Below are 11801 nucleotides of genomic sequence, written 5' to 3' on the forward strand. Positions count from 1 at the left end.
TCGGCCAGGTTACCGGGGCGCAGGCGGTGCCGGGTCCACTGCAGGCGGTGGTGCCAGGTTGTGAAGCATCGCCATCGCCAGCGTTTCATACAAAGGCCGCGCCAGCATGCGCGAGACCAGGCTGGCCAGCATCGCGGCGGCCATGAGGCTGAGCACCATGGCATGGCCGTCCACCATCTCCATGACGATGATGAACGCCGTGAGCGGGGCCTGCGTGACGGCCGCGAGAAAAGCCGCCATGCCCATGGCGATGAGGGCAGGGCCGATGTCCGTGCCCAGCAGCACCGACACGTTGTGCCCCACGCCCGCGCCGATGGACAGCGACGGCGCGAAGATGCCGCCCGGCACGCCCAACCAGGCCGACAGCCACGTGGCGATGAACTTGAGGGTGACGTAGAGGGCCGGTACGTCGGCCTGGCCGGCCAGCATGTGCTTGACCGCTTCGGACCCGGCGCCGAAGGTGGCGCCACCGGTGACCAGGCCGATGACGGCCACCACCAGGGCGCCGCACGCGGCAAAACGCAGCGGAAAGCGCGCCCGCAGCCGGGACATGCGCTCGGTACGGCCGGTGAGCGAGGCGGCCAGCAGCTTGGCGAACAGCCCGCCCAGCACGCCGCAGGCGAGGGCGACGGCCAGGCCGGGCAGCAGCGCGTCCCAGTCCAGGCGCGGGACCTTGATGCGGCCGAAGTAGCTCAGGTTGCCGAACACCGAGACGCCCATCAGCCCCGCCAGCACGATGGCCGTGATGATCACGCCGCTGCTGCGCGACTCCATCTTGCGCGACAGCTCCTCGATGGCGAACACCACGCCCGCCAGCGGCGCATTGAACGCCGCCGCAATGCCCGCGGCCCCGCCCGCCACCAGCAGCGCGTGGGCCGTGATGCCCGAGCGCGGGTCGAACCACCGCAGTGCATGGTGCATCACGCCCGCTGCCACCTGCACCGACGGCCCCTCGCGCCCGATGGACAGGCCCGCCAGAAAACCGGCGCTGGCCAGCACGATCTTGGCGAACGACAGCCACAGCGAGACAAAGCGCCCGCGCTGGTTCGCGTCGAGCGCAGGGTCCAGGGCCGTCATCACCTGCGGGATGCCCGAGCCTGCCGCTCCCGGCGCCCAGCGCCGCGTGGCCCACACGACCGCGACGGTGACGGCCGGCATCCACACCAGCACAGCCCAGCCGCCGCGCCAGTGGTAGATGTGCATGAACAGCTCGAACGCGGCATCGGCCATCAGCGTGAAGGCCACCACGCACAGCCCGGCCGCGCACGCACAGGCCAGCACGATGGTGCGGTCCAGCCAGCGCCGGCCGTTCTTCAGTTCTTCACGGACATTCGCAAGGAAGTTGGGCTCTTGGTTCATCGCCTTTCAAAGCATGCAATTGCCATGCCGCGCAAGGCGGGCAGGGTCGGCAGGGCAGGGTCCAAAGGCAGTATGCATGCGCCAACCTGCGGCGCGCTGCGTGGTAACCGTGCCACATGACCCCCGGCGGGCCGTGTGGAAATGCCCGCCGGTACGGATGGGTATTTTCTACACTGCGCTTGTCCACACCACCCCATCCACGCCCCTGGTACACCGCCATGCCGCAGACGATCACCTCGAACCGCGAGAATGCATCGCCCCGTGCCTGGCTGGTGCTGGCACTGTTCGGGCTGTCCCTGGCCGCCGTGGCGCTGGTGTTTGTGTTCGCGGCCATCGTGCCCACGCTGTATGACGGCTGGCGCATGCAGTCCTGGCAGCCGGTGCCCGCAAGGCTGGTGGACGCGGCCATCGAAACCCATGGCAGCGCCCGGCGCAAGACCACCTACAGCGTGCGTGCCGAGTACGTCTACGAAGTGGGTGGTGTGCGCCGTACCGGATCGCGGCCCGCGATCAACGGTGGCGCCGACGATATCGGCCACTTCCAGTACGGCCTGGGCGTGCGGTTGCAGCAGGCTCTGCAGGCGGGCGAGCCTGTCACCGCATACGTGAACCTGGCGCAGCCCGCCCAATCGGTGCTGGACCGCACCATTCGCTGGAACCTGCTTGGTTTCTGGATGATTTTTGTCGCCGCCTTCGGTGGCGTGGGCGGCACGCTGATGGCCTGGGCGCTGCACAACTACCGCAGGGGCGCCAATGCCAGCACTTACGCCACGACGGTGGCCGGCGGCGCCATACAAGGCCTTGCGCCGGTGGAAGACCGCCTGGGTGGTCCCATCTCCGCCCACCAGAAGCTCGAGACGATGCTGCTGGCGGGTTTTGCGGCCATCGCGCTGCCGCTGAGCGTGTGGATGTGCCTGCGGGTGCTGCCCCGGGCCTGGCAAGGCGAACCGGCCGCCTGGGTCGTGCTGATGTTTCCGCTGGTCACCGCGGGCCTGCTGCGGGCGCTGTACAAGCGCGCCCGCATGCGCCGGCGCTTTGGCGATGCGCAGTTGGTCCTCAGCCCGCTGCCGGCCCGCCAGGGCGAGCCATTCACGGCCCATGTCGATATCCGGGCCGCTTACCGGCCCAGCCTGCGCTATGCGGCGCGGCTGCAATGCCTGCGCCACCGCACCACGCGCATCGGCGACGAAGTGCACACCACCGAGCAGGTCGAGTGGAGCGCCAGCGCGCGGGCCCGGGTGAGCGACGAGGGCAGTGGCATGCTGCGCCTGCAATGGCGACTGCAGGTGCCGCACGGCCTGCCTGCATCGACCGAGCCGGGCATCCTGTGGCGGCTTGAAATCCACGACGAGCACGAGGCCCAGGGATACCGTGCGCAGTTTCTGCTGCCGATGGTCGATGCAGCCGATGCGGCCGAGCGAGGCCCTGCACCCGCCGGCCAGAGTCAAGGCACGCAAGTGCTGGCGGACGATGGAGGGCGGATGCCTGGCGCCGATCCTTTCGGTGCCGTCTGCTCCATGCAGGCCGTCGCGGGGGGCGGTGCGCAGCTGGAGCAGCCTGCAGGCCGCATGTGGCGCGCGCAGCGCATCCTCATCCTCACGGTGTGCCTTGTCGGCGTGCCGTTGCTGCTGGCCGTGTCCGCGACAGCGCCGCCCGCCCTGCGGTTGGCGGCTTTTCTGGCGGCCGGTATGGCGGTGGCGTGGGCGCTCTTCGCGGTGGGCAACCGGCGCAGCAGCTACCTGAACGCGCAGCAGGGCATTCGCACGGAGCGTAGGCTGCTGGGCCTGCGCACGTCGTTCCAGCAGGTGCCTGCGGACCAGGTGCAGCAATTGGCCATCCGCCTGGCTTACACCCAGAGCCTGGGCAACGGTCCGCGCGAAGAGATCTACACCTTGTATGCCCAACTGCACGGCGGCGCCAGCGTGGTGCTGGCCGACAGCATCAGCGGCCAGCCGGCCGCGCGGCGGGCCCTGCGCGAGGTGGCCCGGGTCAGCGGGTTTGCGGCAGCTGGCTGATCCTCAGGAAGGCGATGACACGGCTTGGTGCGTGAGTCGGAAGCACTGCAGCACGCGCATCGCAACGCAACGCAACGCAACGCATCCGCAGCATGTTGGTGGCCCAGGGGTATGTCTGCGACAACCGCAACCACCGCTTCAAGCGCGTGTTGCGACAAGAAGCCCGTGGACTTTGCCGACCTTCCCCTCAGCGCTGAGCCATCCACCAGCGCATCACACCCTCGCACCCATCCTCCACCACATCCAGCACATGCTCAAACCCGTCGGCGCCCCCGTAGTACGGGTCGGGCACCTCGTGGGCTTCAAGCCTGGTGCAGAAGTCCGTCAGCCTGCGCAGCCGGTCTTCGCTGCCGGGCGGGCACAGCGCGCGGGCGGCGTGTTCGTTGTGGTCGTCCATCACCAGCACCAGGTCGTAGTCGCTGAAGTCGCGCCGGGTGAGCTTGCGCGCGCGCTGGGCTGACAGGTCGTACCCGCGGCGCGCCGCGTGGGCCTGGGCGCGTTCGTCGGGTGGCTCGCCCACGTGGTAGCCGTGCGTGCCGGCAGAGTCCACGCGGATGCGGTCCGCCAGGCCTGCGTCGGCCACCATTTTCTGCAGCACGCCGTGGGCCGTGGGGCTGCGGCAGATGTTGCCCATGCAGACCATCAGCACGGACATCGGCTCGCCCGATGTCGATGGGTCGTGCCGGGTGTGCTCCAGGGGCGGTTGCTTGATCGTCTTATGGTCCATGGTGCTCGGCCGGGTGGTTGATGATGGGAGCGGTGGCCGATTCTGCATGGTCTGGCCCTCGCACCGCGATCGTGCACTTGCCTGCACGCGCGCAGGCCCGCGTCCTTCAGGCGGCCATCGGTGCGGAGGTGGCTTCGCGGCGCGATTCCACGTTGCAATTCTTTGCTGGGCTGCTTGGGCAGGCGCGCCTATATTGGCGGCAAGGCCCTCCGTTGGGGGGCGTGATGTATGCCTTGCCACTGCGGCCACCTTAACCATTCGCGACCCTGGAGCCTCACCGCATGACCCTTTTGACGCCGGAGCAACAACGCGTGGAGGCCGAGCTGCGAGAGCTGGTGGGCCACGCAGCTTTCGCACTCACCGCCGAAGGCCGGGGCGTGCTCACCGCGGAGGAGGCCACCGTGGTGGTGGACGTGCCCGCGCATGCACGCCACGTGGTCTGCAGTACGGGCCTGGGCTCGCTGCCATCCGACCCAGCGGCCCGCCAATCCGTTGTGATGGCCGCGCTGCAGTACAACATGTTCCTGGCCGAGGGCGACGGTGCCGCGGTGGCCGCGCACCCCAATGGCGACGGGAGCCTGTACCTGTGCTATCGGCTTCCACTCAACGGCCTGGACGGCACGGTGCTGGCCAACGTCATCGCCAATCTGGCGGCCCGCGCCGGCCCGCTCGCCCAGCGACTGTGGGGATCGCAGGCCGGGGCTGCCACGGCAGCCGTTGCCGCTGCGGTACCCGCGCCCGCACTGTCGAGCCAGTTCATGAACCTGCGGGCCTGATCCCATTCACGCACAGCCGTCGAGGCGCCCACCATGTCCAGCCATTTCCCCTCCATCAGCCAGCCTTTCATCGCGCCGCTGTCGCCGTCGCAGGGCGGTTTGCCCCAGGGCGTGCCCAGCCTGTTCACGCCGGGCACGTTGCCGCACGACATGCCCGGCACGCAGCTGGGCGGCGACCTGGCCGACCCTGGGTTGACCGCGTCGACAACGGTGTTCCACATGGCGCTGGTTGTGCCAGATGGCTTTCCGCCACTGCCTGCGGACGACGGCGCTGCGCCTACTGCGTCTACTGCGTCTACTGCGCAAGGCACCAAGCGTGCCCGGGGAGACGAGGGGGGCGATCCCACCACCGAAGCCAGCACCAAGAAAGCGCTGCTCATGTCCTCGTCCGGCAGTGCGGTCAAGGCATCCACCGACCCCATGAGCAGCAGTGCAGCGCTGCAATGGGCCCTGCGCGAGTCGCTGGACGCCACCCGGGCCACGCCTTTGCGCGACAAGCCCAAGACCGAAGAGCTTTGCAGCAGGCTCGAACGGCCCAGGTGGGATACCCCCCTGACCGGCAGAGTCATTTCCCGCAAGGACGGCGAAGGCCACGCGCAGGACCTGCGCCACGTGGTGGCCTACGAAACCATGCAGTCCTCCGTGCAGGCCGTGTTGCGAATCTCCAAGACCGATCAACAGAACTACGCCACCCTGGACCGGCTCGCTGACGCCATGGGCGACGTCTCGCCCATCAAGGACGACCACCAGCGCGGCTTGGCCACAGCAGGCAAGCTCAACAATTTCTTGTTCGTCTGCAAAGGCAACTTCTTTCTGGGCGATGCGTTGGAGAACCAGCGCGCGGGCTCCTCCACGGCGGCACTGCACCACACAGAAGATCAGCGGCTGCAGCAACTCAGTTCGGCCACTGGCGAGGCCGGGATCACCGCCGTGCTTCGCCAGGCCACGGGGAGCCTGAGTGGTCCCATCCTGGACACCACACTGCAGGCCTATGGCCTTCCGGCGGCCGGGCCGAGGCCCGAGCCGAAATCCGGCGAAGACCCGAAGCTGGTGGAAAAGACTTACGACACCGCAAAAAAAGCGTTGCAGGAGGAATTGGCGACCCGCATCCTGGCCTCTCTGCCCACGCTCGATGCCTATCAGGCAGCAACCGACCCCACCCGCAAAGAGTCTTGCTTCACCTTGCTGAAAAGCGACGTTGCCCATCTGATCGAAGGGCTCGCGGACAGCACGGCCTACGACGTGAGCCGCACCGCCCACACCGACCTGAGCGAGAAGCAGAAAGCCTTGAACATGGCGTTTGGCATGTTCCGTGCCGCGGAGCGCACAGGAAGCGCCGATGAACTGGTGCAGGCCGTCAAGATCATGAAATCCATTGACGATGCTGCCCGGGAGCTGGCGCCGGAAGTGTCGGCGCGCAAGGGCAGCACGGCGACCAAGCTGAGCTTCGGACCGTTGTATGAGCAGACGAAGAAGTAGGCACGGTGGGCCAAGTCAGCCAGAGGCCGCATACCAGCACTGCTTGTCGGCGCTCAACTGCGCCTTGGATTTGATGGATTGAAGCTCCAACGTTGGTTGCATGTCATCGGCCCGGTAGTGCCCTGCAGCGCGTAAGGATTCTTTGCCATGTGCCGCATTCGTCCTGCTTGAGCCTTCAGCCGTGCGCATAAAAAAGCCCGCGTTGCGCGGGCTTTACAGGGGCTGGCTCGGTGGACCGGTGCCGTGTTCAGGGCCTTTCGATGGACCGTGGCTGCGCTGCCTCATAGTCGGTCCCAACGGGTGGCTGAGGTTCCACCACTTGCCCCACGGCAGCGCCGCCAAGGGCACCGGCAATCGCGCCCGCCGTACCACCAACGAACACGCCCACCGGCCCGGCCACGGCGACACCCACGGCAGCACCTGCAGCGGCGCCTGCCATCACGCCGCCGCCCATCAGGGCAGATTGCGATTCGCGGCGGGACTCGCTGTCGGTCAGCGCGTGCTGCGCGGCGGGGTCGGGGTCCTGTGATGGAACACCGTGGCCAGGGACGGCCTGGGCTGCCAGGTCTGCGTCGACCGCCATGTGCGTGTCGGTGCTGGTGGCCGCAGGATGTGCCGTAGTGTCGGCGGCAGGGTGGAGGATGGGGTTCATGAGGTGCTCCTTGTCATGTCTTTGAACAGGCGGGGCAGGGCCCGCTGAACAAATTCTTGGGCTGTCTGCACACCTGATTCGCCATCCATCGATTCGCTGGCCTGTCGGACAAAAGCCTGTAGCGCCGCTAGGTCTTGACCGCGGTCAAGAACAAGGCTGGAACAGGGCTGCAGCGGGAGTCGAAACAAGGCTGGACACGAATCGACGCAGGCACCAACGGGGTCGATTCTGTGTGGCTGTGCGGCCCCTGCATCGCAGCCTAAAAGTGCCCGTCCGCGCGACCGAATTAAAGACGCGGCTGAAGGTGACGCAAGTTAAGGATGCGATTGCAACTGCCGGGCCCATCAGCGTTGCCACTGCGGTCGTCGCTGTCGGCGCAAGTCAAGCCACGCGCACTTCAAAGTACGCACCATCAGCTTCGCCCAGGTCCCGAAAACCCGCCTGCTTGGCGGCGACGCTGGCGCGGCCCCAGTGCTTGAGCAGGGTGAGGTCGCCGGGCGAGACGATCTCTGGGGGGGACTCTTCCAGGCTCGACATGGTGTCGAGGGCTGCAGCCACCTGCTCGGGGCCGCCGAACTGCTTTTCCAGCTCTTTGGCATAGCGCCGCTCGGCGTTCGCCCGCTGCTGGGCAGGCAGTTCTTCGGGGTAGTCGCGCAGAGTGACCGTGTAGCAGGCTTCGAGGGTGTCCATGGCGTTCTCCTGGTTGAATGACTGTATAAATGTACAGTTATTTGGGCAGGCACGGCTATGGGATCAACCCTGACAGACCCGTTTTCTCGCAACGACAACGCAGGGCAAGCACCAAAAAAACAGAAGAAATTGCCAGCTACCGCTTGTCCAGAAAGCGCAAGGCGCTATCGAAAACGTAGCATTTACTGCGCGGGGCGTTGCAGGCTGCGACGGGCTGTCACCTCATCGGCTTTCCCCAGGCGCTGTACACGCGCCTTCACTTTGCCTTTGCGCCGGCAGAAGGTTTTCTGCCTGCGGGCTTGGCGGCGTTGAGTGCCACCGCAGCGCGGATGAGCGCCTTGAAAGCGTCGGCGTCCACGGTGTCGCCCTCGTGGATGTCGATGGCCCGCCGTGCATTGCCGTCCAGGCTGGCGTTGAACAGCCGCGCCGGGTCGGGCAGCGACGCGCCTTTGAGGAACGTGAGCTTGACGGCCGCCTTGTAGCTCTCGCCAGTGCACAGGATGCCGCCCAATGACCACACGGGCGTGCCCATCCACTTCCACTCTTCCACCACATCGGGCGCCGCTTCGTGGATAAGCGCGCGCATGCGGGCCAGCACCGGGCCGCGCCAGTCGGTGAGGTTGGCGATGCGCTGGTCGATGAGGGTCGATGCAGGCTGGGTGGTTGTGGTGGGTCTGGACGGCATGTGCGTGTCTCCTGTGGCGCAGTGATCGTGCGACGGGGGCGGATCAGCTCGGCGTGGCGGTCGTGCCCGCGCCCTGGAGGACTCCAGCGATGAACCGCGACTTTTCCTCGCGATAGCGATCCATGCCCTCGGTTGCAAAACGTTGTTTGAGCTGGTTGTACTGCGCCACCAGGTCAGGGTTGGCGCGCAAGGCATCGCGAAAGTGCAGGAAGAATTCGAACTCCGACCCGCTGGCCACCACCTGCAGAGCAACGTCCATGGAAGCGCTGGGCGCCAGTAACATGCACAGCGCGGGCGTGCGCAGCGTGTCTGTCTTGACGACATAGCCTGCAGCTTCCAACGTGGTGACGCTGCGTGCGTGGTCCTGCAGAGGTACCAGTACGCAGATGTCCAGGTCGCCCTTGGAGATGGCGCCTGCAATCGACGACGCACCGATGTGTTCGATGCGGGCGAGCGGAAGGATTGCCGCCACTTGGGCGGCCACATCCGCAAACACGGCTGCGGCCTTGGTCTGGTACTGCGCGGGTTCCTGCAATTTCATCGGGTGCGGGATATATGCAAACAATCCACAACGCAGTGACTGATCACGGGCGGTCTGAGTCTGTGGAGGATGTGCTGCGGGGTATTTTGCGGATCACGGACCAGTATTCGACACTTGCGTCCTCGTCCACCGTCACCGGTACACGGCTCGCATAAAGCCGGTCTCGACCGTTCTTCTTGGGTCCCGATATCCAGTAGTGATCGCCGCTTTCTTCTTCAAAGTAGTTGGCTTTGAACCCTTTGCCTTTGAGGCTTTGGAATGCCTTGCCTTGGTAGTAGACCGTTGCGCCAGTCCTGGAAAAAGATACGCGTCCAATGCGCGCGGCGCCGCTGAGACCGCCCGCCTTGTTTTCGATGTACATGATGCGTTTCTTCATCTTGATGCCTCATCAGTTTCGCGAAGATGGAATGGAAGCCTCGATTGGGTTCCCGCTCATGGACCACGCTTTGGTTAACGGAGCAGAGCGGGTCCGGTATCCCGTGAAGTGAGCCATTCGAACCGGTTGCCCGGCTGCGGACCGTCACTCTAACCGAGCCTTGTTTCCATCGAAACCCGCCGCGCGCCATCTATGAGGCCTGCGACTTTGCAAACACGTTTTTCTTCGTTGGTGCCGCGCGTCCCCGCGCGGATCATGCCCTTCAACCATACCGACCAACGTTCCCAATTACCCCCCCCAGGAGCCCGCTATGCCCGTCCAGTTCATCGGCATGATCCAGCCGCACGAAGTCTCTGAAACCATCCCGCGCAAGGGCCCGGCGATCGACCCGGCCTACGTGCGTGCCTTCGCCCAGGCGCACGAGCATGCGGGCTTCGACCGCATCCTGGTGCCTGCCAGCTCGTCCAGCCCCGACACGCTGCTCACGGCCACCTATGCGGCGTCGGTCACAGAGAAGATCGGCCTGCTGCTGGCCCACCGCCCAGGCTTCGTGGCCCCCACGCTGGCTGCGCGCCAGCTGGCCACGCTGGACCACTACACCGGTGGCCGCCTGGCGGTGCACTACATCAGCGGCGGCTCGGACGAAGACCAGCAGCGCGACGGCGACTTCCTGAGCCACGACGAGCGCTATGCGCGCACGGACGAGTACCTCACCATCCTGCGCCGCGTGTGGGCCGAAGACAAGCCGTTCGACCACGAAGGCACCTACTACCGCGCCAAGGGCGCCGTGTCCGAGGTCAAGCCCCTGCAGGGCCAGCGCGTGCCCATCTACTTTGGCGGCGCATCGGCACCCGCATTGCAGGTGGCGGGCAAGCACGCCGACGTGTACGCGCTGTGGGGCGAATCGCTGGCCCAGGCCGGCGACCTGGTGCGTCGCGTGCGTGCGGAGGCCACGCTCAACGGTCGGCATGTGGACTTCAGCATCTCGTTCCGCCCCATCCTGGGCAAGACCGAAGAAGAAGCCTGGGCCAAGGCCGACCGGATCTTGGACAACACCCGCCGCCTGCGCGTGCAGCAGGGCTACGCGCGCGGAGTGGGCCCGCAGCAAAGCGAAGGCGCGCAGCGCCTGCTGGCCGATGCCGCCAATGGCGACCGCGTGGACGAACGCCTGTGGACGGCGGTGGCGCGCGAGATCGGCGGGCGGTCCAACTCCACGTCCCTGGTCGGCACACCCGAGCAGGTGGCCGACGCGCTGCTCAAGTACTACGACCTGGGCATCACGACCTTCCTGATCCGGGGCTTCGACCCCTTGGTGGATGCCATCGACTACGGCCGCGAGCTGTTGCCCCTGGTGCGCGCCAAAGTCGCCGAGCGCGACGGCGAGCACGCGGCGCACACCCTGCGCAAGGCGGCGTGATGAGCGGCCGCATCGACCACGCCGAGGGCCACCGCCACAGCATCGACAGTGACGGCGCAGGCAGCGCCGGCCACCCCAGCCGCCCCGGCACATCACGCCGCCAATGGCTGCAGCAGGCGGCAGCGCTGTCGGTGGGCGCCACCGGCATCCTGGGCCTGGGCTCTGCCGCGCATGCACAGGCAGTGGCGCCTGCCGCATCGCTCGTCCTAGGCGATCAGGCCGGCGGGCTGCGTGCCCTGTTCGAAGCCGCCAAGACGCTGGACGGCGCACCCTTTGCCTGGCGCTGGGCCAACTTCCAGGGCGCCGCGCCGCTGTTCGAAGCGCACCGCAGCGGCGCGGTCGACACCGCCATGGCAGGCGACCTGCCTGTGCTGGCCGCCGCTGTGGGCAAGACCCCGCTCAAGATCGTGGCGACCCGCGCCGGCCAGCCCGACTCGCTGGGCATCGTGGTGCAGGGCAACTCGCCCCTGCGCAGCGTGGCCGACCTGCGGGGCAAGACGGTCATCGTGTCGTCCGCCCGCGGCAGCATCTCGCAGTACCAGCTGTACGGCGCGCTGGAAGAGGCGGGCGTCAAGCGCGAGGAGGTGACGGTCAAGTTCGTGCTGCCCACCGACGCAGCCGCCGCGTTCGCATCCAAACAGATCGACGCCTGGGCCATCTTCGACCCCTACTACACCATCGCCCTGCAGCAGGGCGGCCGCATCCTGCGCGACGGGCGCGGCATCAACACCGCGCTGGGTTTCATCACCGCCACCGAGGCTGCGCTGGCCGACCCCGCCAAGCGCGCCGCTATCGTGCAGTACCTGGACCGCCTGGCCCGCGCCGGCGACTGGGCCCTGGCCAACCGCGAGGCGTATGCGCAGGTCTACACGCAGCTCACGCGTTTGCCCATCGAGGCCTCGCGCATCATCACGGGGCGCGCTGCCATTGCGGCGCGGCCGGTGACGCAGGCGGATGTGACTGCGCTGCAGACGGTGGCGGACCGGTCTGCGCGGGATGGAATCTTGCCGGTGCGGGTGGATGTGGCGGGGATCACGGATGTGGGGGTGTGGAGAGGCGTGGCTTGAGGGCAGGGCAGCCACGA

Annotated in this window: 12 protein-coding genes; 5 read left to right on the plus strand and 7 right to left on the minus strand. The window is 67.0% G+C overall.

Going from position 1 to position 11801, the window contains the following annotated elements; genetic code table 11:
* Positions 1-9 precede the first annotated feature (9 nt).
* On the minus strand, positions 10-1359 hold the full coding sequence (locus tag ASF16_RS14530; RefSeq protein WP_056168309.1) for a chloride channel protein: 1350 nt from the start codon (positions 1357-1359) through the stop codon (positions 10-12).
* A gap of 218 nt (positions 1360-1577) precedes the next feature.
* Between ASF16_RS14530 and ASF16_RS14535 the strand changes: the two genes are divergently transcribed.
* The gene (locus ASF16_RS14535; protein ID WP_056168312.1) at positions 1578-3374 is read left to right on the plus strand and encodes a DUF3592 domain-containing protein; all 1797 of its coding nucleotides are present in this window, start codon (positions 1578-1580) and stop codon (positions 3372-3374) included.
* 187 nt (positions 3375-3561) lie between these two features.
* Here ASF16_RS14535 and ASF16_RS14540 read toward each other — a convergent pair whose 3' ends face one another.
* Positions 3562-4017, minus strand: coding sequence for a low molecular weight protein-tyrosine-phosphatase (locus ASF16_RS14540; RefSeq protein WP_056169267.1), 456 nt, complete (start codon positions 4015-4017; stop codon positions 3562-3564).
* A gap of 365 nt (positions 4018-4382) precedes the next feature.
* Between ASF16_RS14540 and ASF16_RS14545 the strand changes: the two genes are divergently transcribed.
* On the plus strand, positions 4383-4877 hold the full coding sequence (locus tag ASF16_RS14545; protein WP_082516931.1) for a type III secretion system chaperone: 495 nt from the start codon (positions 4383-4385) through the stop codon (positions 4875-4877).
* 33 nt (positions 4878-4910) lie between these two features.
* Positions 4911-6356, plus strand: coding sequence for a hypothetical protein (locus tag ASF16_RS14550; protein WP_056168316.1), 1446 nt, complete (start codon positions 4911-4913; stop codon positions 6354-6356).
* Positions 6357-6603: 247 nt separating this feature from the next.
* On the opposite strand, the gene ASF16_RS14555 is transcribed toward ASF16_RS14550, so the two are convergent.
* The 5 genes from ASF16_RS14555 to ASF16_RS25495 all read right to left on the minus strand — a co-directional run bounded on the left by ASF16_RS14555 (position 6604) and on the right by ASF16_RS25495 (position 9300).
* Positions 6604-6939: a hypothetical protein gene (locus ASF16_RS14555; RefSeq protein WP_056169271.1), complete on the minus strand. Its 336-nt coding sequence runs from the start codon at positions 6937-6939 to the stop codon at positions 6604-6606.
* A 450-nt stretch (positions 6940-7389) separates the two neighbouring features.
* Complete coding sequence (locus ASF16_RS14560) at positions 7390-7698, minus strand: hypothetical protein (RefSeq protein WP_056168319.1); 309 nt, start codon at positions 7696-7698, stop codon at positions 7390-7392.
* A 256-nt stretch (positions 7699-7954) separates the two neighbouring features.
* Entirely contained in the window at positions 7955-8383 is a 429-nt protein-coding gene (locus ASF16_RS14565) for a DUF1801 domain-containing protein (RefSeq protein WP_056168321.1), read from the minus strand.
* Between the two features lie 43 nt (positions 8384-8426).
* A complete protein-coding gene (locus ASF16_RS14570) occupies positions 8427-8924 on the minus strand; it encodes a GrpB family protein (protein ID WP_056168325.1) in 498 nt (165 codons plus the stop codon).
* A 43-nt stretch (positions 8925-8967) separates the two neighbouring features.
* A complete protein-coding gene (locus ASF16_RS25495) occupies positions 8968-9300 on the minus strand; it encodes a 1-deoxy-D-xylulose-5-phosphate synthase (protein ID WP_200926905.1) in 333 nt (110 codons plus the stop codon).
* Between the two features lie 310 nt (positions 9301-9610).
* On the opposite strand from ASF16_RS25495, the gene ASF16_RS14575 reads away from it, so the two are divergent.
* Positions 9611-10717: an LLM class flavin-dependent oxidoreductase gene (locus tag ASF16_RS14575; RefSeq protein ID WP_056168328.1), complete on the plus strand. Its 1107-nt coding sequence runs from the start codon at positions 9611-9613 to the stop codon at positions 10715-10717.
* Positions 10717-11784 carry an ABC transporter substrate-binding protein gene (locus ASF16_RS14580; protein ID WP_082516932.1) on the plus strand — a complete coding sequence of 356 codons (1068 nt, stop codon included), beginning with the start codon at positions 10717-10719 and terminating at the stop codon, positions 11782-11784. Before ASF16_RS14575 ends, ASF16_RS14580 begins: the two co-directional genes overlap by 1 nt.
* Positions 11785-11801 lie beyond the last annotated feature (17 nt).

This window comes from Acidovorax sp. Leaf78 (assembly GCF_001422735.1).
GTDB lineage: Bacteria > Pseudomonadota > Gammaproteobacteria > Burkholderiales > Burkholderiaceae_C > Acidovorax.